Annotated in this window: 23 protein-coding genes; 15 read left to right on the top strand and 8 right to left on the bottom strand. The window is 57.1% G+C overall.

The features are described 5' to 3' along the window. Positions 1-12: 12 nt before the first annotated feature. On the bottom strand, positions 13-1,563 hold the full coding sequence (gene crtD, locus AB8B75_RS01645; RefSeq protein WP_405359328.1) for a 1-hydroxycarotenoid 3,4-desaturase CrtD: 1,551 nt from the start codon (positions 1,561-1,563) through the stop codon (positions 13-15). A gap of 94 nt (positions 1,564-1,657) precedes the next feature. On the opposite strand from crtD, the gene AB8B75_RS01650 reads away from it, so the two are divergent. From AB8B75_RS01650 to dxs, 15 genes are all read left to right on the top strand, one after another. Beyond that, positions 1,658-2,542: a polyprenyl synthetase family protein gene (locus tag AB8B75_RS01650; RefSeq protein WP_405359330.1), complete on the top strand. Its 885-nt coding sequence runs from the start codon at positions 1,658-1,660 to the stop codon at positions 2,540-2,542. Beyond that, positions 2,535-3,659, top strand: coding sequence for a methyltransferase (locus tag AB8B75_RS01655; protein ID WP_405359331.1), 1,125 nt, complete (start codon positions 2,535-2,537; stop codon positions 3,657-3,659). Before AB8B75_RS01650 ends, AB8B75_RS01655 begins: the two co-directional genes overlap by 8 nt. Positions 3,660-3,782: 123 nt before the next feature. Beyond that, on the top strand, positions 3,783-4,724 hold the full coding sequence (bchC, locus tag AB8B75_RS01660) for a chlorophyll synthesis pathway protein BchC (RefSeq protein WP_405359333.1): 942 nt from the start codon (positions 3,783-3,785) through the stop codon (positions 4,722-4,724). A gap of 26 nt (positions 4,725-4,750) precedes the next feature. Continuing rightward, positions 4,751-5,752, top strand: coding sequence for a chlorophyllide a reductase iron protein subunit X (locus AB8B75_RS01665; protein WP_405359421.1), 1,002 nt, complete (start codon positions 4,751-4,753; stop codon positions 5,750-5,752). Beyond that, a complete protein-coding gene (locus AB8B75_RS01670; protein ID WP_405359334.1) occupies positions 5,742-5,900 on the top strand; it encodes a hypothetical protein in 159 nt (52 codons plus the stop codon). Before AB8B75_RS01665 ends, AB8B75_RS01670 begins: the two co-directional genes overlap by 11 nt. After that, a complete protein-coding gene (locus tag AB8B75_RS01675; RefSeq protein WP_405359335.1) occupies positions 5,887-6,060 on the top strand; it encodes a hypothetical protein in 174 nt (57 codons plus the stop codon). Before AB8B75_RS01670 ends, AB8B75_RS01675 begins: the two co-directional genes overlap by 14 nt. Continuing rightward, positions 6,057-7,637, top strand: coding sequence for a chlorophyllide a reductase subunit Y (gene bchY, locus AB8B75_RS01680; protein ID WP_405359337.1), 1,581 nt, complete (start codon positions 6,057-6,059; stop codon positions 7,635-7,637). Before AB8B75_RS01675 ends, bchY begins: the two co-directional genes overlap by 4 nt. A 133-nt stretch (positions 7,638-7,770) precedes the next feature. Next, entirely contained in the window at positions 7,771-9,246 is a 1,476-nt protein-coding gene (gene bchZ / locus AB8B75_RS01685) for a chlorophyllide a reductase subunit Z (RefSeq protein WP_405359339.1), read from the top strand. Next, a complete protein-coding gene (gene pufQ, locus AB8B75_RS01690; protein ID WP_405359340.1) occupies positions 9,243-9,491 on the top strand; it encodes a cytochrome PufQ in 249 nt (82 codons plus the stop codon). The genes bchZ and pufQ overlap by 4 nt, the downstream gene beginning before the upstream one ends. Positions 9,492-9,679: 188 nt before the next feature. Further along, positions 9,680-9,826: a light-harvesting antenna LH1, beta subunit gene (pufB, locus tag AB8B75_RS01695; protein ID WP_298844626.1), complete on the top strand. Its 147-nt coding sequence runs from the start codon at positions 9,680-9,682 to the stop codon at positions 9,824-9,826. 14 nt (positions 9,827-9,840) lie between these two features. After that, complete coding sequence (gene pufA / locus AB8B75_RS01700; protein ID WP_187429532.1) at positions 9,841-9,999, top strand: light-harvesting antenna LH1, alpha subunit; 159 nt, start codon at positions 9,841-9,843, stop codon at positions 9,997-9,999. Between the two features lie 166 nt (positions 10,000-10,165). Then, positions 10,166-11,017 carry a photosynthetic reaction center subunit L gene (gene pufL, locus AB8B75_RS01705; RefSeq protein WP_405359343.1) on the top strand — a complete coding sequence of 284 codons (852 nt, stop codon included), beginning with the start codon at positions 10,166-10,168 and terminating at the stop codon, positions 11,015-11,017. Positions 11,018-11,019: 2 nt separating this feature from the next. Further along, complete coding sequence (gene pufM / locus AB8B75_RS01710; RefSeq protein WP_405359345.1) at positions 11,020-12,012, top strand: photosynthetic reaction center subunit M; 993 nt, start codon at positions 11,020-11,022, stop codon at positions 12,010-12,012. 3 nt (positions 12,013-12,015) lie between these two features. Further along, positions 12,016-13,131, top strand: a complete 1,116-nt coding sequence (gene pufC / locus AB8B75_RS01715; protein ID WP_405359347.1) for a photosynthetic reaction center cytochrome PufC — start codon at positions 12,016-12,018, stop codon at positions 13,129-13,131. A 227-nt stretch (positions 13,132-13,358) separates the two neighbouring features. Next, the gene (gene dxs, locus AB8B75_RS01720; protein WP_405359349.1) at positions 13,359-15,293 is read left to right on the top strand and encodes a 1-deoxy-D-xylulose-5-phosphate synthase; all 1,935 of its coding nucleotides are present in this window, start codon (positions 13,359-13,361) and stop codon (positions 15,291-15,293) included. Between the two features lie 15 nt (positions 15,294-15,308). Here the strand turns inward: dxs and AB8B75_RS01725 are convergent, their stop codons facing one another. The 7 genes from AB8B75_RS01725 to AB8B75_RS01755 are packed head-to-tail and all read right to left on the bottom strand — an operon-like array spanning position 15,309 to position 21,301. Continuing rightward, complete coding sequence (locus AB8B75_RS01725) at positions 15,309-16,298, bottom strand: P1 family peptidase (RefSeq protein ID WP_405359423.1); 990 nt, start codon at positions 16,296-16,298, stop codon at positions 15,309-15,311. Between the two features lie 36 nt (positions 16,299-16,334). After that, positions 16,335-16,685: a cupin domain-containing protein gene (locus tag AB8B75_RS01730; protein ID WP_405359350.1), complete on the bottom strand. Its 351-nt coding sequence runs from the start codon at positions 16,683-16,685 to the stop codon at positions 16,335-16,337. Beyond that, positions 16,682-17,428, bottom strand: coding sequence for an SDR family oxidoreductase (locus AB8B75_RS01735; protein ID WP_405359351.1), 747 nt, complete (start codon positions 17,426-17,428; stop codon positions 16,682-16,684). The genes AB8B75_RS01730 and AB8B75_RS01735 overlap by 4 nt, the downstream gene beginning before the upstream one ends. A 13-nt stretch (positions 17,429-17,441) precedes the next feature. Then, positions 17,442-17,939, bottom strand: a complete 498-nt coding sequence (locus tag AB8B75_RS01740) for a GNAT family N-acetyltransferase (RefSeq protein ID WP_405359353.1) — start codon at positions 17,937-17,939, stop codon at positions 17,442-17,444. Further along, entirely contained in the window at positions 17,932-19,545 is a 1,614-nt protein-coding gene (locus tag AB8B75_RS01745; protein ID WP_405359354.1) for an ABC transporter ATP-binding protein, read from the bottom strand. The genes AB8B75_RS01740 and AB8B75_RS01745 overlap by 8 nt, the downstream gene beginning before the upstream one ends. Further along, positions 19,542-20,357 (bottom strand): ABC transporter permease, encoded by an 816-nt coding sequence (locus tag AB8B75_RS01750; RefSeq protein ID WP_405359355.1) that lies wholly within the window; start codon positions 20,355-20,357, stop codon positions 19,542-19,544. Before AB8B75_RS01750 ends, AB8B75_RS01745 begins: the two co-directional genes overlap by 4 nt. Further along, on the bottom strand, positions 20,354-21,301 hold the full coding sequence (locus AB8B75_RS01755; RefSeq protein ID WP_405359357.1) for an ABC transporter permease: 948 nt from the start codon (positions 21,299-21,301) through the stop codon (positions 20,354-20,356). The genes AB8B75_RS01750 and AB8B75_RS01755 overlap by 4 nt, the downstream gene beginning before the upstream one ends. Positions 21,302-21,335: the final 34 nt, after the last annotated feature.

Here is a 21,335-nt window from a genome sequence, read left to right on the forward strand (position 1 = left end):
TGCCGCAATCGCTCAAGCCGTCGACATACCACCATGCATAGCCGTTTGGCTGGACCGTGACGTTGAAGTTTGGGCGCTCAAGATCGCCTCGGCCGCGTGCCGGGCGGAGAGCGTCGCCATCGGCACCCCCGCGCCCGGATGCGTCCCGCCCCCGGCCAGCCAAAGTCCCTTGATCGGAGTGCGTGCCGTCGGGCGTTGCAGGGATGCGGTGAGCCCGTGTGGGCTTTGCCCGTAGAGCGCGCCCATTGTTTCGGGGAACATCTCGGCGAAGTGTTGAGGTGTCGTTATCGTCGAGGACGTCGGTATCGGCGACATAGTGATCCCGAAGTCCGCTATCCTCTGCATGATCTGATGATGCCATAAATCTAAGTCCGTTGGGGGCCTGAGTGTGGAGGTGGCCGGTGCGTTCGAAATGATTTCGAATTTTTCAAGGGCCGGTGTGGGTTGGTTTTGACCACGATCTTCTGCACATATGTAAAGGCTTGGCGCGCGCGGAAGACGGTCATTTGTCAAATCGAGGAATTCCGATTCGGGGTTGTCTGCAAACAGTACGTTGTGGTGCGCCAGCTCAGGACCTGCGGGTCGGGCGGCAAAACTATGCACGCGCGCAGAGAAGGACCTCGGGAAAGTGGCGGTTTGAGGTGCAACAGATTTCAGGTCTTCACCCATGCTTCCCGTGGCCAGCGCACGAGGATCGCCAGCGTATAAAATTACATCCGCTTTCAGCTTTTCAGAGCGGTCAAACTCGACGCCGATGGCCTGACCCTTGTCCAGAATGATCCGGTTCACATGGGTCTGGGACCGTAGCGTGACCCCGTTTGAAACGGCCAGTTTTGTTAGCGCTTGGGTTAGTTGGTGCATGCCGCCTTGGACCACCCAAACTCCTGCGGCTTCCGCTTGCCAGATCAGCGATAAAATCGCGGGGCTCAAATGCGGTGCTCCGCCCACATAAGTGGCATAGCGTCCAAAGAGTTGCGTGAGCCGTGGATCGCTGAACTGGCCCTTCAACATCTGCGCCAGGTTAGACAAGGGGGCCATGGCCGGGATCAGGCTGGGTTGGCGCAGAACGCGTGCGACAAGCCCAGAAAACTTCGGGCTAGCCGCTTGCATCATAGGCGCGTCGAAAGCCTCAAAAAGCAATGCAGTACGTGCGTTGAAGCGGCGAAACTCGTCTGCTGCCTTGTTGCCCGCAAATTCTGCAATTTTGGCTGCGCTGGTTTCGGCATTTGCATGCAGATCCAATTGAGTGCCATCTGACCAGAAGTGACGGGCCAGAATGTCCTGCGGGATCAGAGTGACATGGTCCTCCAAACGTGCACCCGCTTGCTTAAATAGGTCGTCAAAGACGTGGCGAAGTGTCAGAACGGTCGGGCCGGCGTCAACCGGTCCAGCGGGGCTCGCCACCGTTCTGATCTTACCGCCTGTGTGGGCGTGCCTCTCCAGCAACGTGACTGACATGCCGCCGACCGAAAGCCGCAATGCCGCAGCCAAGCCGGCAATGCCAGCGCCGATGACGATGGCAGTAGGTCGCTGAGGCGAAAGGGCAGGGGTCTGAATAACCATATGGGATTGTTGACTCACAACAGCAATGTGTCCAGTATGATTTACACTATTGTGTCGGAATTTTGTGACACTTCGCCGGTGAAAGGAACCTTGCATGGGCATGAATACCCGAATTGAGACTGCAATTTCATCGGCTGTGGCCGTCGGGCAGGGACGCGGTGCAGTGCCGCCGCGACTGGCCTCGGCGTTGGGTTATGCAACCGCACCTGGCGGTGCGCGCATCCGCCCAACCATTTCAATGTCCGTGGCCATGGCCTGCGGTGATGATCAACCCAAGCTTTCTGATGCGGCAGCATCGGCCTTGGAGATGATCCATTGCGCGAGCCTGGTACACGATGATTTGCCGTGCTTTGACGATGCTGAAATCCGGCGTGGAAAACCTTCCGTGCATCGCGCCTATTCGGAACCGCTGGCAGTGTTGACAGGTGATAGCCTGATCGTTCTCGCCTTTGAAACATTGGCCCGACAATCCGCGCTGGCCCCGGAACGGGTGGCGCAGATGATCATGATCCTGGCGCAACGTACCGGGATGCCGGGTGGCATTTGCGCGGGGCAGGGCTGGGAAAGCGAGGCGGAGATTGATCTGTCAGCATATCATCAGGCTAAAACCGGTGCGCTCTTTATTGCTGCCACACAGATGGGGGCCGTCTCGGCAGGTCAGGAAGCGGAACCTTGGTTTGAACTTGGCGCGCGTATTGGAGAGGCTTTTCAGGTCGCGGATGATCTGCGCGATGCGCTCTATGACGTAAAAACACTGGGCAAACCCGTCGGGCAGGACGATTTGCACGGGCGCCCAAATGCCGTGGCGTTGCTTGGCGTTCAGGGCGCGATCTCCCGTCTCAAGGATATTCTGGGTGGCGCGATCGCTTCAATCCCCTCGTGTCCTGGCGAGGCGCAGCTGGCGGAGATGGTGCGCAAATACGCCGAACGCCTAACGCCCGTCACACCCAACATCAGCACCACGCGCAGCAATGTCTGACGCATCCGGCGATCTTTCCGCATGGCGCGGAGGATGGCTGAACCGTTTGGTCGCCCGCCCGGGTTTTCAAAGCTGGGCCAGTAGATTTCCACTAACTCGTCGCCAGGCTCGCAAAGATGGCGCGGCGCTCTTTGATGTCGTTCAGGGGTTTGTGCAGAGCCAAGTGCTTATGGCGTTAGTGGAATTGGATATTTTCAGGCGCTTGAGATCCGGACCGCAGACAGCCGAAACTCTGGGGCGCGCGACCAATGTTCAGCCGGAACGGATGCAGATTTTGTTGCAGGCCGCTGCAGCGCTCAACTTGTTGAAACGGAGTCGCAACGGGTATTTTTCCTTAGCACGTAAGGGCGCTGCCGTGATGGGGGTGCCCGGATTGGATGCAATGATCCGCCATCACAGGGCGTTTTATGCGGATCTTGCAGATCCGGTGGCATTGCTGCGTGGGCCTGAAAAGACAGAATTGTCCGAATTCTGGCCTTATGTATTTGGCGCTCACGGGAATATAGATCCGACTGTTGCGGAAACCTACTCCGACCTGATGGCGCAGAGCCAGAAATTGGTCGCAGAAGACACGCTACGCGCGATTTCTTTGAAAGGTGTCAAACATCTTCTAGACATTGGCGGTGGTACAGGCGCTTTTCTGGAAGCGGTCGGCGCTGATGCCCCTGCGGTCCAAATGACGCTTTTTGATTTGCCGCAGGTCGCGCCTGCCGCACGCGCACGTTTTGATGCCGCGGGGTTGAGCACCCGCACCCGCATTCATCCCGGATCATTTCGTGAAGATGCTCTACCACGCGGTGCGGATGCGATTTCGCTGATCCGGGTGCTATATGACCACGCGGACGAAACTGTTGCAGATCTGCTGCGCGCTGTTTGGATAGCCTTGCCAGCCGGGGGCCGATTGATCATTTCAGAGCCCATGAGCGGCGGGTCTTCCCCGGATGTATCAGGGGATGTCTATTTCGCCTTTTACACAATGGCTATGAAAACCGGGCGCGCGCGGTCTCCGGAAGAAATCAGTGCTTTGTGCGCTGCCGCCGGATTTGAAAAAATCCACAGTCCGCGACCAGCACGGAACTTCGTCACGCGGGTACTGACGGCTGAGAAACCCAACTAACCAAATCGGATAGTGTCAATTATAGTTGACACAAATTGATGTCAGTTTAGACTGACAGACAGGAATCTGCGTTATGAGTCTCTGACAAAGAACAGGGCGGCGAATGCAGACAAGGAGGATAACTTGGAAACCAGTGCAGTTCTTCTGAATGGCCCCCGTGATTTGGACGTGGATCAGCTTGTGCTGAAGACGCCCGAGCAGGGCGATCTGGTGGTTGATATTATGCACTCGGGTATTTCCACCGGGACAGAAAAACTCTTTTGGACCGGTGAAATGCCGCCATTCCCAGGAATGGGATACCCGCTTGTGCCAGGCTATGAGGCGGTCGGCGAGGTTGTCGAAGCCGCCCCTGAAACCGGCTACAGGCCAGGTGATCACGTCTTTGTGCCCGGTGCCAATTGTTTTGAGGGCGCGTTCGGGCTTTTCGGCGGGGCCGCGTCACGTCTTGTCACTGCACCTGATCGCGTCACACGAATCGACGCGGGACATGGAGCGCAAGGCGCACTTCTGGCGCTGGCGGCTACTGCGCGGCACACGATGGCAGGGTTGAACAAATCCATGCCGGAGCTGATCATTGGCCACGGCGTTCTGGGCCGGTTGCTGGCGCGGTTGACTATTGCCGCTGGCGCACCTGCTCCCATGGTTTGGGAAATTGACCCGTCGCGCAGAGATGGCGCGCAAGGGTATCAGGTGATGGCCCCAGAAGATGACACCCGGTCCGACTATATGTCGGTCTACGATGCATCGGGAAGCGCGGACATTCTCAACAGACTAATGAAGTCTCTCGGCAAGGGCGGGGAGATCGTACTGGCGGGGTTCTACAAAGACCCAATTAGCTTTGCCTTTCCACCGGCCTTTATGAAAGAGGCGCGGATCCGCGTGGCCGCAGAATGGACTCATGACGATCTCGCGGCGACGCGCGCTTTGGTGGAAAGTGGCACTTTGAGCTTGGATGGTCTGATTACACACACGGTGCCGGCGTCTGAAGCGTCCACCGCATACCGGCGGGCATTTGATGATTCAACTTGCCTGAAAATGATTTTGAACTGGGAGATGACGGCGTGAAAGATAATGTGGATGACAAGCGCCCAATTGCCGGCGACGTACCAAATCTGAAAGAATTCGACCAGCGTTTGCGCGATGAAGCCTCCGAGCCGACGCTCGAGGTTCCACAAGGTGAGCCCACATCGAAAACGCAGATCATCGCGATCTACGGCAAGGGCGGTATTGGCAAATCATTCACGCTGGCGAACCTCAGCCATATGATGGCCGAGCAGGGAAAGCGCGTATTGCTCATCGGATGCGATCCCAAATCTGACACCACTTCGCTGCTCTTCGGTGGCAAGGCGTGCCCCACGATTATCGAAACCTCGACCCGCAAGAAGCTCGCGGGCGAAGAGGTGAAGATCGGCGACGTCTGCTTTAAGCGCGGCGGCGTCTTTGCCATGGAGCTTGGCGGCCCCGAGGTCGGACGCGGGTGCGGCGGTCGTGGCATCATCCACGGGTTTGAACTTCTCGAAAAGCTCGGATTCCATGATTGGGATTTCGACTATGTTTTGCTCGATTTCTTGGGCGATGTGGTTTGCGGCGGCTTTGGCCTGCCAATTGCCAGGGACATGGCGCAAAAGGTTATTTTGGTGGCGTCCAACGATTTGCAGTCGCTTTATGTGGCTAACAACGTTTGTTCGGCGGTGGAATATTTCCGCAAATTAGGTGGGAACGTCGGTGTAGCCGGATTGGTCATCAACAAAGACGACGGCTCCGGAGAGGCGGCGGCATTTGCAGAGGCGGTCGATATTCCGATCCTTGCGTCCATTCCACAAGACGACGACCTGCGCAAGAAATCGGCGAACTACCAGATCGTCGGGACAGCGCAATCGCAATGGGGCCAACTCTTTGCCGAACTTGGCGACAATGTGGCTGTTGCTCCGCCAGTGCGTCCCGCTCCTTTGGACCAGGACGGGCTTTTGGGCCTATTCGACGCATCCGAGACAGGCGGTGACTACGTGCTGGTGCCTGCCACGGACACGGATATGCGCGGTAAGAACGCGGAGCCGAAACCATCGCTGGAGGTCGTGTACGATGAAGCATGAGCAGCCAGACCATTTCGCAGAGACCGACCCGCAGAACAAAGTGAATCAACCAAGAGAAGATCAGATCATGCGGGTGTTGCAGGACATTGGTTTTCTGCCGCGCCATCTGGATGCCGACATCAAGGGTGGCTCGGATGACAAGGTCTGATCTTATCCAAGACACTTGGTGCGCTGTGCTGCGCGATGACGTCAGAGACGACCGGTCGATTGAGATCTATGAGAACAGCCTTTCCGCAGTCGCAAACAGCCATCTGTGGAATGTGGGTTTCAATGAACTGCCTGATGCTGCGCGAGGTTGGTCACAGTGAAAAAAGAAGTCACATATGACGGCGCTGCCGAAGTTGAAGTGATCAAGGGTCATCCGCATGGCGATGTGTCACGAGTGACCGGCGACGGATTCGAAGAACCGCAAGATGGCATGGGATGTCATTCTGGAAAAGACATGGCGCAGGCGGCTCGGACCGCCGGGCAGTCCGAACTACTTGATAAATTCAAAGCCGACTATCCGATGGGCCCACACGACAAGCCGCAATCGATGTGCCCCGCGTTTGGTTCTCTGCGCGTCGGTCTGAGAATGAAACGAGTGGCGACAGTACTGTCTGGCTCGGCTTGCTGCGTTTACGGGCTGACCTTTGTGTCACATTTCTACGGCGCGCGCCGGTCAGTGGGTTATGTGCCGTTCAACTCCGAAACACTGGTGACCGGAAAGCTCTTTGAAGACATCCGCGAGGGTGTGCATGATCTTGCAGATCCTGATCGGTATGACGCGATCATTGTGACCAACCTGTGTGTGCCAACGGCAAGCGGTGTACCTCTACGGTTGCTACCCGACGAGATTAACGGCGTGCGCATTGTAGGCATCGACGTGCCAGGTTTCGGCGTGCCGACCCATGCTGAGGCCAAGGATGTGCTGGCCGGAGCGATGCTGGAATACGCGCATCGCGAGATCAAGGCGGGCCCTGTCGCGAAACCCGTGGGTGGCAAGCATGACCGTCCGACCGTCGCGCTGCTGGGTGAAATGTTCCCCGCGGATCCGATGATGATCGGAGCGATGCTTGGCCCGATGGGCTTGGCTGCTGGTCCCGTAGTGCCATGCCGGGAATGGCGAGAGCTATACGCCGCACTGGATTGCGGTGTTGTTGCGGCGATCCACCCGTTTTACACCGATGCCGTACGCCAGTTTCAAGCCGCTGGTCGGACCGTTGTCGGGTCAGCGCCTGTCGGTCACGACGGAACAGCAGCCTGGATGGCCGCTATTGGGGACGCCTATAATGTGCCTGCAGCCCAGATTGGTGCGGCGCAAAATGCATTCCTGCCCGCAGTCAAGAGCGCACTGGCTGGCGCACCGATCAAAGGCACGATCACGCTCTCGGGGTATGAAGGATCCGAATTGCTGGTGGCCCGTTTGTTGATCGAAAGCGGCGCTGATGTGCCCTATGTCGGCACGGCTTGCGCCAAATCCCCTTGGTCCGCGGCGGATGCCGAGTGGTTGGCTGCTAAAGGTGTCACAGTCAAATTCCGGGCAAGCCTTGAAGATGATTGCTCTGCTGTAGATGCGATCCAGCCGGATTTGGCCATAGGCACGACGCCCGTTGTGCAGAAGGCTAAGGAAAAAGGTATTCCTGCCCTCTATTTTACCAACCTGATTTCCGCTCGGCCCTTGATGGGTCCGGCAGGGGCAGGATCGCTGGCCGAGGTGATCAATGCGGCGATGGGCAACAAAAACCGTATGGACCGCATGAAGGCGTTCTTCGAGGACGTGGGCACAGGCGACACGGCTGGCGTTTGGGAAGGTGGACCAAACCTGCGCCCGGACTTCCGCGCGCAACACCAAAAGAAATTGGACAAACAGGCGAGGGCAGCGAAAGCTGCGCAGATGGTTTAGTGCGCATTTATGTCCATAAATGCGCACAGCGCGAGGCAGCGGTTGGCGCAGCCAACTGCGTTCGTGCCGCGCTCAAAACTGTGCGGAACAAATCGCCAATCGATACCGTCGAATCCCGGATCGGAGGCGCGCTATGCTAGTCACCGATCATGATCGTGCGGGCGGCTATTGGGGCGCTGTCTACGCATTTTGCGCCGTCAAAGGATTACAAGTCGTGATCGACGGCCCGGTGGGCTGCGAGAACCTGCCGGTGACAAGCGTATTGCACTATACTGACGCTTTGCCGCCCCATGAGCTGCCCATTGTGGTGACCGGTTTGGGCGAAGGTGAAATGGGGTCGGGCACCGAAGAGTCGATGAAGCGTGCCTGGGAAACGCTGGACCCGGCTTTGCCGGCGGTCGTGGTTACCGGATCGATTGCAGAGATGATTGGTGGAGGGGTGACCCCACAAGGCACGAACATTCAGAGATTCCTGCCGCGCACCATTGATGAAGATCAGTGGGAAGCGGCGGATCGGGCGATGACCTGGATCTTTACCGAGTTTGGTATGACCAAAGGTCGGATGCCGCCCGAAAAGAAACGCGAGGAAGGTGCGCGCCCTCGCGTTAACATCCTCGGTCCGATGTATGGCACCTTCAATATGCCATCTGATCTGGCCGAAATCCGCAGGTTGGTCGAAGGGATCGGCTGCGAGGTCAACATGGTGCTGCCTTTGGGCGCGCATGTGGCTGAAATGAGAGATTTGGTAAATGCGGATGTAAACATCTGCATGTACCGCGAGTTCGGGCGCGGGTTGAGCGAGCTTCTTGCCAAGCCGTATCTACAAGCCCCGATAGGGATCGAGAGCACGACCAAATTCCTGCGCGCACTGGGGAACTTGGTGGGCCTCGATCCCGAACCCTTTATCCGCCAAGAGAAACATTCGACAATCAAACCGGTCTGGGATCTTTGGCGTTCCGTGACCCAGGATTTCTTTGCAACAGCGAGTTTTGCGATTGTAGCGAACGAGACCTACGCCCGGGGCATCCGTCTGTTTCTGGAAGAAGACCTAGGCTTGCCCTGTGCTTTTGCCGTGGCGCGGGTGGCAGGAAAGAAAACCAACAACGAAGAAGTGCGCGCAATGATGGGGCAAAAACGCCCTTTGGTAGTGATGGGGTCTATCAACGAAAAGATGTACCTCGCCGAGCTCAAAGGCGGGCACGGACCCAGCCCCGCGTTCATTCCAGCGAGTTTTCCGGGCGCCGCGATCCGACGTGCCACCGGCACCCCTTTCATGGGTTACGCGGGCGCGACCTATCTGGTCCAAGAAGTCTGTAACGGACTGTTTGATGCGCTGTTTCATATCCTGCCTTTGGCGTCGGATATGGACGCGACAGATGCAACACTCACGCCCCTGCGGCGTGACTTTCCATGGGATGCGGATGCACAGGCGATGCTCGATAAAATCGTTGAAACACATCCAATCCTGACACGAATTTCCGCTGCGAAAACACTGCGTGACGCAGCGGAGAAAGCGGCACTCGCCGCAGGCGATGAGCGGGTGGTTCTGGAGACCATACGCGCGCTTGACCCGGCGATAGCCCAATCTGATCGAGAGGATCAAACATGAGTGACATGACAAGCGACATGATTGAAAACACAGTCGAGACGTTACACGGTGCGCCGAGCCGGAAGGCCGAGAAGACCGAGTTTCTGGTCTATTTCGCGATCATCTTTCTGGCGACCTTGCCCTTGGCAACGCTGACCTGGGCACTGTCGGCAATCCGTAGCCGCAGCCTGCCGGACAAAGGTCCGATTTCGCGTGCCTGGACGCAAACCCATATCATTACGCCGATGATCTTCTCGGCCTATTGACCAACGACCTCGCGTACCGTCGGTGGCAAGATCGCCGGTGCGCGCCCGAATTCTTGGCTTGTGTGCGCCTGCCAGGTCCAAGCACTGGAAACCCGGTAACGGGTATTCAGAGACCCCGAGGGGATCCGTCCCCAAAGGACCCGGCCGCGGGGTGCGCGGCGTCAGCATAACGTTCCGGAGGAATATTTATGGCTGATAATAACCTGTCTTTTACAGGTCTAACCGACGAGCAGGCGCAAGAATTGCATGCTGTCTATATGAGCGGGCTTTGGCTGTTTTCAGCAGTGGCCGTAGTTGCTCATTTGGCGACATTCATCTGGCGCCCGTGGTTCTGAAGAGGAATTAGAGAATGGCAAAGTTCTACAAGATCTGGCTTATCTTCGATCCTCGTCGTGTGTTTGTTGCACAAGGCGTGTTCCTCTTTTTGCTGGCAGCGATGATTCACCTCGTCCTGTTGAGCACAGAACACTTCAACTGGTTCGAACTGGCGGCGCAATCTGCCCAGTAAAGGAAGGGTCTGGCAAGGACCTTTTCGCGACCCGGTGTTGAGGCACCAAGATCAGCTGTGGGCGGGCATGATGTGCGCCGCCCGCCCGCGGCAAACACAAACACAATGATAACATGTCGGCCTCGCGCTTGGGATAGGGCGTGCCGCACACACGCGGAGAATGAAGATGGCTTTGCTCAGCTTCGAAAGAAAGTATCGCGTCCGCGGAGGGACGCTTGTTGGGGGCGATTTGTTCGACTTCTGGGTGGGGCCTTTCTATGTAGGCTTCTTCGGCGTGACGACCGCATTCTTTGCCCTCTTGGGGACAATTCTGATTTTCTGGGGTGCGAGCCAGCAGGGGACGTTTAATCCCTGGTTGATCAACATAGCGCCGCCCGATCTGAGTTACGGACTTGGGTTGGCACCGCTTCTCGAGGGTGGGCTTTGGCAGATCATCACATTCTGCGCTACAGGAGCTTTTATCAGTTGGGCGCTGCGCGAAGTAGAGATTTGCCGCAAATTGGGCATGGGCTATCATGTCCCCGTCGGGTTCGCCTTTGCCATCCTGGCTTATGTCACACTGGTCATTTTCCGCCCACTTTTGATGGGCGCCTGGGGTCACGGATTTCCCTACGGGATTTTCAGCCACCTCGATTGGGTGAGCAACACGGGCTATGCGTATCTGCATTTCCACTACAACCCGGCCCATATGCTGGCGGTGACGCTCTTTTTCACCACGACCATCGCGCTGGCATTGCATGGGGGTTTGATCCTTTCTGCGGCCAATCCCGAAGCGGGTGAAGAAGCCCTGACTCCCGACCACGAAGATACGTTCTTTCGTGACTACATCGGCTACTCGGTCGGCACGCTTGGAATCCACCGAGTAGGTTACTTGCTGGCGCTGAATGCCGTGTTCTTCTCGGCGGTCTGTATCATCATTTCAGGTCCCGTCTGGACTGCAGGCTGGCCCGAATGGTGGAACTGGTGGCTTGATATGCCCATCTGGGGCAGCGACCCGATGCAAGTGGGAGGAATGTGATCATGCGGTTACCCGAGTATCAAAACATATTCACCCAGGTGCAAGTTCAAGGCACGCCCGAATGGGGTATGGACGATAGTGGTGAAATGTCCCAGCAGCGGGCAGGTAAGCCATTCTTCTCAACCTTGATGGGCTTGATCGGCAATGGTCAGATCGGCCCTATCAATATGGGTCTCTATGGCATCGTTTCCTGTATCTGTTTCATGATCTGGTTCAACATTGTCGGTTTTTCCATGTTGGCACAGGTCGGTTGGTCGGTGCCGGAATTTATTCGGCAATTGTTCTGGCTGGCGCTGGAACCACCCGGTCCGGAATACGGCTTGAGCATGCCGCCTCTCAACGATGGCGGAGCATTCATCATCGCAGGCATGTTCTTCCTAGTAGGCTGTGTCACTTGGTGGCTGCGCACCTATCAATTGGCGCAGCAGCATAAAATGGGCAAACACCTCGCTTGGGCCTTTGCTGCACTGCTTTGGCTCATTCTGGTGCTGGGACTCTTCCGCCCGATCCTGATGGGCAGCTGGTCTGAAGCTGTTCCATACGGCATCTTCCCGCATCTGGATTGGACCACAGCGTTCTCCATCCGCTACGGCAACCTATACTACAACCCGTTCCACTGCCTTTCGATCCTGTTCCTTTATGGCTCTGTTCTGCTTTTTGCGATGCATGGCGGTACCATTCTGGCCGTGACCCGTTACGGCGGCGACCGTGAGCTAGAGCAAATCTACGACCGCGGCACAGCCACCGAACGCGCGGCGCTTTTCTGGCGCTGGACAATGGGGTTCAACGCCACCATGGAGGGCATTCACCGCTGGGCCTGGTGGTTCGCCGTTCTGACCCCAATCACGGGCGGCATCGGGATCCTGTTGACCGGCACGGTTGTCGATAATTGGTTCATCTGGGCGCAAGAGCACAATTTCGCACCGATGTATGACGGCTCTTATGGCTACGCCGATTATGGCTCCTATGAGACCTTTATTGGGAAGGGAGAATAACGGATGTTTCCCAAGTGGTTTGATAAATGGAACGCAGATAACCCGACCAATATATTCGGTCCGGCCATCTTGGTTGGTGTCATCGGCGGGGCGGTCTTTGCTGCTGCGCTGGTGGTCACCTGGGGTAATCCGGCGCAAACGGCCAGCTTGCAAACCGGCCCGCGCGGGACCGGCATGTCGGTACCAGAATTCAATGTGGTGCGCGCCGTGCCCGATCCTACGATCGAGGATTACTATACGGAGGAGCCTTACATTCCCGAAGGCGGAGAAGACCTGGCCAAGGACATCTATGAAAATGTCCAGGTACTGGGCGATCTGACCGAAGACAACTTTAACCGCGTCATGAACGCCATGACCCAGTGGGTGTCGCCCGAAGAAGGCTGTGCCTATTGCCATGGTGATGGTGATCTGGAGACTTATGGCGAGGACACGCTTTACACCAAAGTTGTCGCGCGCCGCATGGTGCAGATGACCCAGAACATCAATGAGAACTGGGACGGCCACGTCAATGCAAACAAACAGGTCGGCGTCAATTGCTATACCTGCCATCGCGGCGAGCATGTCCCCTCAGAGGTGTGGTTCAAGATTAGTCCGGTGAACGAACGCGTGCAGGGGTGGTCTGCGAACCAGAACCGCGCGACACCGATCAGCCAGTCGACTTCCTTGCCATCTGATGCGTTGGAAAAATACCTTCTGGAAGAAGAAACCATAGCGGTGCATTCGTTGGAAAGCCGCGAAGCGGGTGTGGCGGGTGTCGATGGATATGCATCCATTCAGGATACGGAACGCACCTATTCGCTGATGAATTACTTCGCCAACAGCCTCGGTGTGAACTGTGTGTTTTGCCATAACTCGCGTGCTTTCTATGACGGCGCGCAGGTGACGCCGCAATGGAGCACGGCCAGCCTTGGCATTTTGATGGTGCAAGAGTTGAACAACGAGTACCTCGTACCGTTGAAAGATACCTACCCTGCCGAACGGCTCGGTCCGATCTATGCGGACGCGCCCAAAGCAGCCTGCAAAACCTGTCACAAAGGATACCAGCAACCCATGCAGGGCACCAATGTGATCGCCGACTGGCCTGAGCTCGCGACGACTGAGGCACCGGTCTACGAATGAGGTTTGGGGCGGTGATGGCACCGCCCCAAACCCCGCCGTGCACGGATCATTGGCTTCCTTGATCCGGGCTACGGGGTCTTAGGCACCCCGGTTCCCTTCCTGTTGGCTACAGGAAATTGACGTCGCACCCGGTTTCGGCCGGATGCGACGTCACTCATCTAAGGACGCCGGTTACGGGGCTTTGGCAAGAGCCTTCCATGCGTCCTGAAACAACGGAGATGTGCGCCATGACCAATCTGAAAACACCAAATCTTGACCGCGTGGCGGGACCAGCGGACCTTCGACAGATGACTGATCACACCTTGCGTGCGGTGGCTGATGAGTTGCGAGCCGAAGTGATCGAAGCGGTAAGCCAGACCGGTGGGCACCTTGGATCGTCGCTGGGTGTGGTGGAGCTGTCCGTTGCTTTGCACGCGGCCTTTGACACTCCGCGCGACAAACTGATCTGGGATGTCGGGCATCAGTGTTATCCGCATAAGATCCTGACCGGGCGGCGGGACCGGATGCATTCGTTGCGGCAGGGTGGAGGGCTCAGCGGTTTCACCAAACGCGCGGAGTCAGAATACGACCCTTTTGGCGCAGCCCATTCCAGCACATCAATCTCAGCGGCACTTGGGTTCACCATTGGTCGGGACATGGGACAACCAACCGGCGACGCGGTGGCCGTGATCGGGGATGGTTCCATTTCCGCGGGGATGGCCTATGAAGCTTTGAACAACGCCGGTGCCGAGGGCCGCCGCCTTTTTGTGATCCTCAATGACAACGAGATGTCGATTGCCCCGCCCGTGGGGGCGATGTCTTCCTATTTGTCCAACCTTGCCGATCTGTCACGCATCGGACCTTTTGGCGGTTTGGTCGCCGTGGCCGAAGGCATGGAGCAACTGGCGCCCAAGCCTGTTCGAGAAGGCGCAAGGCGTGCCCGCGAAATGGTCACCGGCTTGGAGAGCAAGGGGACGTTCTTTGAAGAATTGGGATTTGACTACATCGGTCCGATTGACGGTCACGACATGGGTCAATTGTTGAGTGTTTTGCGCAGTGCGCGGGCGCGTGCCACCGGCCCGGTTTTGATCCATTGTTGCACCGTAAAAGGCAAGGGCTATGCGCCTGCCGAAGGATCTACCGATAAGTACCACGGTGTCAGCAAGTTCGATGTGGGCACAGGCGTTCAGGCCAAGGCCAAGGCAAATGCGCCTTCCTACACCGGTGTTTTTGGGGACGCGCTGACGGCCGAAGCGGCACAAGACCCAACCATTGTGGCCATCACCGCTGCCATGCCAGGGGGCACTGGCGTTGACCGCATGGCCAAGCGGTTTCCGGCACGTGTGTTTGATGTCGGCATTGCAGAGCAGCATGGTGTGACCTTTGCAGCTGGAATGGCGGCCAGCGGCTTGAAACCATTCTGTGCCATCTATTCGACCTTTTTGCAGCGTGGTTACGATCAGGTTGTGCATGACGTCGCCTTGCAAGGCTTGCCTGTGCGCTTTGCCATTGACCGGGCTGGATTGGTCGGTGCCGACGGAGCGACCCATGCTGGTGCATTCGACATCGGTTATCTCGGGGCGTTGCCGGGTATGGTGGTCATGGCCGCTGCAGACGAGGCGGAATTGGTCCATATGGTGGCAACAGCTGCGGCGCATGACAGCGGACCGATTGCGTTCCGCTACCCGCGTGGCAACGGTACAGGGGTGGCTCTGCCCGAACGAGGCACTGTCTTGGAAATCGGCAAAGGCCGGATGATCCGGGAGGGCAATGGCGACGTGGCATTGCTGTCACTTGGCACCCTGTTGGAGGAATGCGAGGCTGCAGCGACCATGTTGGCTGCCGAAGGGATCAGTGCCACAATTGCGGATGCGCGGTTTGCCAAACCATTGGACATGGATCTGATCGCACAGCTTGCCCGGAACCACACCGCGTTGATCACCGTCGAGCAAGGCGCCAAGGGCGGGTTTGGAGCGATGGTGCTGCAGGAAATGGCGGGCCACGGTTTGCTGGATCACGGGTGCCGGGTGAGGTCGCTTTGCTTGCCGGATCGGTTCATTGATCAGGCGTCACCCGTCGAGATGTACCGCAATGCGGGCGTCGATGCAGATGGCATGGTCGAGACTGTGCTTCTGGCCTTGGAACGGGATCGCAAAGTGGTTGATTTGCACGCCGAACGTTAGGGTTCAATCAGGCCGTTAGAGGTTCTGGCTGCGCCATGCCGGAAGCAGATCGCTTGGGTGCGGCTTGGCTTCATAGACCGCGCGCGCTATGGCGCGGCTCAGGCATAAAGCAGCCGCATGACCGATCAGACCCGGATTGCTTTCAGGCTTGGTCGCAGTGGAAAGCGCAAAGACAAGATCGCCGTCGCCTGGTGAATGCGCAGGAACACATGCCCGTGCAATACCGTCATGCGCCGCAACAGCAATGCGGTGGCACTGGGCTTTGCTCAGCGCAGCATCAGTTGCGACAATTGCAATGGTCGTGTTGGACCTGTCAGAGACCAAAGCCCGTTTGCGGCTGGTCAGATCGCGCCCTTGGCCGCTGGCTGGATCTGCACCCAGTCCTCCAAATTCACTATTGATTTCGAATGGGGCCGCATGGAAATGGCGGTCACCTGGCGTAGTGACGGACCCCATTGGATTGGCAGCCACCAAGGCGCCCACCAAGGTGCCATCTTCAAGTTGCAATGAGGCAGAGCCAAGGCCACCCTTGAGCATTGCCGTTAGCGCACCGGTCCCTGCGCCTGCGGTGCCGAGGTCAAACCGGATACCCGCGTCTTCAAAGGCCGCGCGCCCAAGCGCCGCATAGGGGTTTTCTTGCCAGTCTTTGTCACCGCCGCTCAGCAAATCAAAGAGGATCGCACCCGGCACAATGGGCACAATCGCAGGCCCCACTCGGTACCCGCGCCGCTGTGCGCGCAAACCGTCAACGACGCCCGAACAGGCATCCAGGCCATAGGCCGAGCCACCCGAAAGGACCAAAGCATCAATATGCTCAACGGTTTTGTCTGGCGCCAGAAGATCGGTCTCCCGCGTACCCGGCGCCCCGCCCATCACATGCACCGAAGCGACAAAAGGGGCGTCTGCGGTCAACACGGTGCAGCCTGAGTTAAGGCGCATGTCCTGGGCATTGCCGACGGCAATCCCATGAATATCCGTGATCAGATTGAGCGGCCCAGGTGTCATCATTTGCAGAATACTCTCAAACCCGAACCTGTGCCGTTACAGACGCGGCTTAGGCGCTGCGGTCGCGGTATCGCCGGTGTTGGGCTCGCCCTTGGGTTCGATAAGCAGGACCTTACACTCTTTATCTGCGCGCGGACGGTGGGTAACGCCCTTGGGCACGACAAACAATTCACCTTCTTTGACGTAATGCGAACCGCCTTCGATATCCATGATCATTTCGCCTTCGAGAACCAGAAAGAAATCGTCGGTATCTGCGTGCTTATGAAAGGGGAATTCGCCCTGAAACCGCACCACCATGACGTCGTTGTCGTTGTAATCCGCAATGACATGTGGATCCCAGTGGCTGGTGAACTGGTCCAGCTTTTCCGATAGATTGACCGGTTTCATATGCAGCGCCCTCCATCAACCTCCAAAGCCGTTCCGGTGATCATTGAGGCCTCATCGGAGCATAAATAGCAAGCAGCATTGCCCATATCCTGCGGCGTCGAAAACCGCCCTATAGGAATGGTAGCGAGAAACTTAGCGCGCATTTCCGGTGTGTCTTCGCCCATGAACGACTTTAGCAAAGGCGTTTCCCCCGCAACGGGGCATAAGGCGTTGACGCGCACACCATCCGCGGCCAGTTCAACGGCCATCGCCTTGCTGGCTGTGATCATCCAACCCTTGGAGGCGTTGTACCAACTGAGCCTCGGACGCGGTGAAATGCCTGCTGTGGAGGCAATGTTCAAAATACACCCACTTTTGTTGTCTTTCATATGCGGCACCAGAGCGCGTGCAGTAAGATAGACGGACTTCATGTTGACCGCGACGACACGGTCAAAATCTGCTTCGCTGACGTCTTCCAATGGGGTTGGTAAATGCGTGACACCGGCGTTGTTGACCAGAACGTCCACGTGGCCCCATGTATCCAACGCGGCGCGAGCCATAGAAGCAACCGATGCTTCATCCGAGACATCCACCTCGCATGCAATGGCATGATCGCCCATTTGGTCCGCAAGATCGCGCGCGCCAAACGGGTCAATGTCTGCAATCATCACTTTGGCACCCTCGGCGGTGAATTTGCGCACAATACCGGCGCCAAAACCTGACGCGCCTCCCGTAATGATTGCTGTCTTCCCTGTCAGACGCATCTTTTTGTCCCCCCTACAGTTCCAGTTTCAGAACCCAGCGATTGTGCCCGTCACTTTCAGGCGTCGCCGGCGCAAACCGATGCGGTACGAAGCCTTCTTGAGTCCAGAAATGCAGCGCGCGTGGGTTGGCCTCGAGCACCGCGAGTTTCAACATGGTCATCTTGGCGCTACGGGCTTTCTTCTTGACCAACTCTAGCACAGAATGCCCGATACCGCGCCCGCGAAATGCTGGGTCGAGCAACACCAATCCAATCCACCAATCATCGGGTAACTCGTACCCTTCGGCAATACAGAGCATGCCAAGCATGGCCCTCTCTTGCATCACGGAGAATGTAAGGAGGTTTTTTGTAGTCAAACCCGGGGGCACGGCCTCAAAGAAATCCACCACAAAATCCATATCCGGCGCCCGACCGATTTCCAGTGTGACGTAATCCGCAGCACGTTCGGCAAGGTCCAAAGCATCCTCGGCATGCTCTTGTTTGTTGATCGGTTCAAGTATGATCTTAGCCATCCGCACTATTCCCTTGCCAGCGCGATACATCCGGCAGTGTTGGCGCTGCCGCAATAAGCTTTTTGGTGTAAGGATGTTGAGGCTTGGTAAATACTTGGTGAGTCATCCCTTGCTCCACGATCTCGCCGGCCTGCATGACCATGACCCGATCCGTCACGGTTCGCACGACGCTGAGGTCATGTGACACAAACAGATAGGTCAAGCCATAAGAGCGACAGAGATCGGCAATCAGATCGAGAATTTGAGCGCGTATGGACACATCCAGTGCAGAAACTGCTTCATCAAAAAGGATCAGATCAGGGCGAATGATCAGTGCTCGAGCAATTGCGATCCGCTGACGTTGTCCACCGGAGAATTCGTGAATGTATCTGCGTGCATCTTGGGGCTGCAACCCAACGGCTGTCAAAGCCGTGGCAATAGCGTCGTGACGAGCTTGACCCGATGGCGGGTCCGGCAGCAAATGAAACGGCTCAGAAATCAGCCGCGCCACCCGGTGGCGCGGGTTGAAACTGCCGAACGGGTCCTGAAACACGACTTGCATGCGGCGGCGCACGTCCAGGTTTGGTTTGCCCTGGGTCGTTACCGGAGCACCGCCCAATTTGATGCTTCCCGATTGGGGTTCTTCCAGCCCAAGAATAGCGCGCGTCAATGTGGATTTGCCGCATCCGCTTTCCCCCACAAGACCCAGCCTTTCACCGCGCATCAGGTTAAAACTGACGCTCTTCACAGCGTTAAATTGACCGGGTGTCGCAAATAGGTTGCGTCTGGGTAACCGGTAGCTGCGTCTTAGGTTTGACACCTCCAGTAAGGGTTCTGGTGGTGGCGCTTTGGGAAGATTGACCACATGCGCCGATGTTTCAAATAGCATTTGTGTATAGGGGTGCCGCATATTGCGCAGCAGGTCCTGTGTCGGCGCGCTTTCTACGATTTCACCCTGACGCATGACAGCAATGTGGTCCGCCATATCCGCAACCACGGCCAGATCGTGGGTTATTATGATCATCCCCATGCCATCTTCGGCAACCAGTGTTTTAAGCAAGTCAAGAATTTGTGCCTGGGTGGTCACATCCAAGGCCGTGGTTGGCTCATCCGCGATCAGCAGTTTGGGGCGCAATGCGATGGCCATTGCAATCACCACGCGCTGGCGTTGACCACCGGAAAGTTCGTGCGGGTAACGGCTCAGCGGAAACCGTTCCTGAGGTAAACCGACGCGCATCAGAACCTCAGCAGCGCGTGCCGCCGCTTCGGAGTGAGAGGCATCTGTGTGGATCTTGATGGTTTCGGCCACCTGACGCCCAATATTCTGAACCGGGTTCAGTGCGGTCATGGGTTCTTGAAACACCATCCCGATGTTTCTGCCACGCTGCGCGCACATTTCTCGTTCAGAGAGCGTCGTCAATTCTGTTTCATTAAGATGGATTTGCCCAGATGTGTGCGCTCCTTTGGGCAGCAATTGCATGATCGCCAGCGCCGTCATCGATTTCCCAGACCCGCTTTCGCCTGTGATGGCCAATATCTCACTGGGCGCCACGTCAAGTGAGACGTTTTTGAGAATGCGCGCGCCTTGAATATCAATCGAGAGGGCATCGATGTTCAACAGGGTCATGTTCGTACCCGCTGCAACCGCGGATCCAAAGCGTCCCGCAACCCGTCTCCCAACAAATTCAAACCCAACACAATAAGAATGATTGCGACGCCGGGAACGATCGCAAGATGCGGAGCAAACCCCACCATTGTTTGGGCATCTGCCAACATGCGCCCCAGTGACGGCGTCGGCGGCTGCACACCAAGTCCGACAAAGGACAGCGCGGCTTCGACCTGAATCCCCAACGCAAACTGAATTGTGGCTTGCACGATCAAGAGGTTGAGCACATTCGGCAGAATGTGTTCGACGGAGATGTGGGAGCGGCTTTTACCCGCGACCCGCGCGGCCAATATGAATTCATGTTCCCAAAGCGGCAGTGCCCCGGCCCGCGTGACACGTGCAAAAACGGGGATGTTGAAGATCCCGAAGGCGACAATGGCGTTGGTGGCAGAAGGACCGAACACGGCGGTGATCAGAATGGCCATCACCAGCAGCGGAAAAGCAAAGACAATATCGTTGCCCCGCATGATGGCTTCATCCAGCCATGCGCCCTTGTTCATCGCCGCTACCAGACCCAGCGGAATACCAAAGGTCAGCCCTATTGCCAGAGCCAAAAGAGCAACGCCGATGGAGGTGCGTGCGCCAACCATGATCATGCTGAAAATGTCGCGACCCAGATGATCGGTGCCGAGAAAGTGCGCACCGCCTGGTGTTTGCAATTTGTCAGGAATGTTCAGGGCCGTGTGATCAAAAGGGGTCCACAAAAGAGACAGCAACGCCAGCAAAATGAAACTGCCAGACAGTACGGCACCAATCAAAAGTGTTTTGTTCATTGGCGCGTCCGAAGCCGTGGATCCACGGCTGCATAAGCGAGATCGACAAAGAAGTTGATCAAGATGACACCAAAAACCACCAGCATCACCACAGATTCCACAACAATCAGATCACGCGCGGAAATGGATTGGAAGATGAGGCGCCCCAGTCCGGGCAGGTAAAACACCTGTTCTATGATAATGGTGCCCGCAAAGAGGAAAGAAAACTGCAGTCCGATGATGGTGAGCACCGGAATCAATGCGTTGCGCAACCCGTGTCGCCAAAGTGTTTGGCGCGCGTTCAAGCCCTTGGCGCGGGCCGTGCGCATGAAATCCTGATCTTGAACATCAATCAAAGCGGAACGCATGACGCGGGTGAGGATGGCCGCCTGGGGCAGAGCGAGGGCAATGGCGGGCAAGGTCAGTGATTTGAGGGCCAAGAATGCGCCTTCGTCCCAACCTGGGAATCCCCCTGCTGAGAACCAGCGCAGATGTATTGCGAAGATCAGAACCAACATCATAGCAAACCAGAAATTGGGCACGGCGACACCGAGTTGCGTGGCGCCCATGACACCCAGATCGCCGGTGCGGCCCCGCCGGGCGGCGGCAAAGAGACCGGCCGGAAAAGCGATGACAACCGACAAGATCAGCGCATAGAGCGCCAAAGGGATCGACACGCCCACGCGGGTCGCAACCATTTCCGTCACGGGGGTACGGTATGTGTAGGAAGTACCGAAATCACCCGACATCATGCCACCGACCCAAGCAAAATATCGTTGCACTTTTGGTACATCCAGTCCCAGCTCGCTGCGCAGGGCTGCAAGGGTTTCTGGCTGTGCATTGATCCCCAACATAAAGGAGGCTGGATCGCCCGGTGCAATTTCGATCACCACAAAAATGATCAGCGACGCAACCGCGAGGCTGAGAACAAGCGAAAGCAAGCGTTTGAGCACATAGTGCAACATGTTCCGACTTTAGGCGGTGACTTGCGCCGGGTCC

Source organism: Roseobacter sp. (assembly GCF_045106495.1).
Classification (GTDB): domain Bacteria; phylum Pseudomonadota; class Alphaproteobacteria; order Rhodobacterales; family Rhodobacteraceae; genus Roseobacter.

Coding starts and splice junctions, on each gene's coding strand:
- crtD (WP_405359328.1), bottom strand. CDS start 1,563: ATGGTTATTCAGACCCCTGCCCTTTCGCCTCAGCGACCTACTGCCATC.
- AB8B75_RS01650 (WP_405359330.1), top strand. CDS start 1,658: ATGGGCATGAATACCCGAATTGAGACTGCAATTTCATCGGCTGTGGCC.
- AB8B75_RS01655 (WP_405359331.1), top strand. CDS start 2,535: ATGTCTGACGCATCCGGCGATCTTTCCGCATGGCGCGGAGGATGGCTG.
- AB8B75_RS01670 (WP_405359334.1), top strand. CDS start 5,742: ATGAAGCATGAGCAGCCAGACCATTTCGCAGAGACCGACCCGCAGAAC.
- AB8B75_RS01675 (WP_405359335.1), top strand. CDS start 5,887: ATGACAAGGTCTGATCTTATCCAAGACACTTGGTGCGCTGTGCTGCGC.
- bchZ (WP_405359339.1), top strand. CDS start 7,771: ATGCTAGTCACCGATCATGATCGTGCGGGCGGCTATTGGGGCGCTGTC.
- pufQ (WP_405359340.1), top strand. CDS start 9,243: ATGAGTGACATGACAAGCGACATGATTGAAAACACAGTCGAGACGTTA.
- pufB (WP_298844626.1), top strand. CDS start 9,680: ATGGCTGATAATAACCTGTCTTTTACAGGTCTAACCGACGAGCAGGCG.
- pufA (WP_187429532.1), top strand. CDS start 9,841: ATGGCAAAGTTCTACAAGATCTGGCTTATCTTCGATCCTCGTCGTGTG.
- pufL (WP_405359343.1), top strand. CDS start 10,166: ATGGCTTTGCTCAGCTTCGAAAGAAAGTATCGCGTCCGCGGAGGGACG.
- pufM (WP_405359345.1), top strand. CDS start 11,020: ATGCGGTTACCCGAGTATCAAAACATATTCACCCAGGTGCAAGTTCAA.
- pufC (WP_405359347.1), top strand. CDS start 12,016: ATGTTTCCCAAGTGGTTTGATAAATGGAACGCAGATAACCCGACCAAT.
- dxs (WP_405359349.1), top strand. CDS start 13,359: ATGACCAATCTGAAAACACCAAATCTTGACCGCGTGGCGGGACCAGCG.
- AB8B75_RS01725 (WP_405359423.1), bottom strand. CDS start 16,298: ATGACACCTGGGCCGCTCAATCTGATCACGGATATTCATGGGATTGCC.
- AB8B75_RS01730 (WP_405359350.1), bottom strand. CDS start 16,685: ATGAAACCGGTCAATCTATCGGAAAAGCTGGACCAGTTCACCAGCCAC.
- AB8B75_RS01735 (WP_405359351.1), bottom strand. CDS start 17,428: ATGCGTCTGACAGGGAAGACAGCAATCATTACGGGAGGCGCGTCAGGT.
- AB8B75_RS01740 (WP_405359353.1), bottom strand. CDS start 17,939: ATGGCTAAGATCATACTTGAACCGATCAACAAACAAGAGCATGCCGAG.
- AB8B75_RS01745 (WP_405359354.1), bottom strand. CDS start 19,545: ATGACCCTGTTGAACATCGATGCCCTCTCGATTGATATTCAAGGCGCG.
- AB8B75_RS01750 (WP_405359355.1), bottom strand. CDS start 20,357: ATGAACAAAACACTTTTGATTGGTGCCGTACTGTCTGGCAGTTTCATT.
- AB8B75_RS01755 (WP_405359357.1), bottom strand. CDS start 21,301: ATGTTGCACTATGTGCTCAAACGCTTGCTTTCGCTTGTTCTCAGCCTC.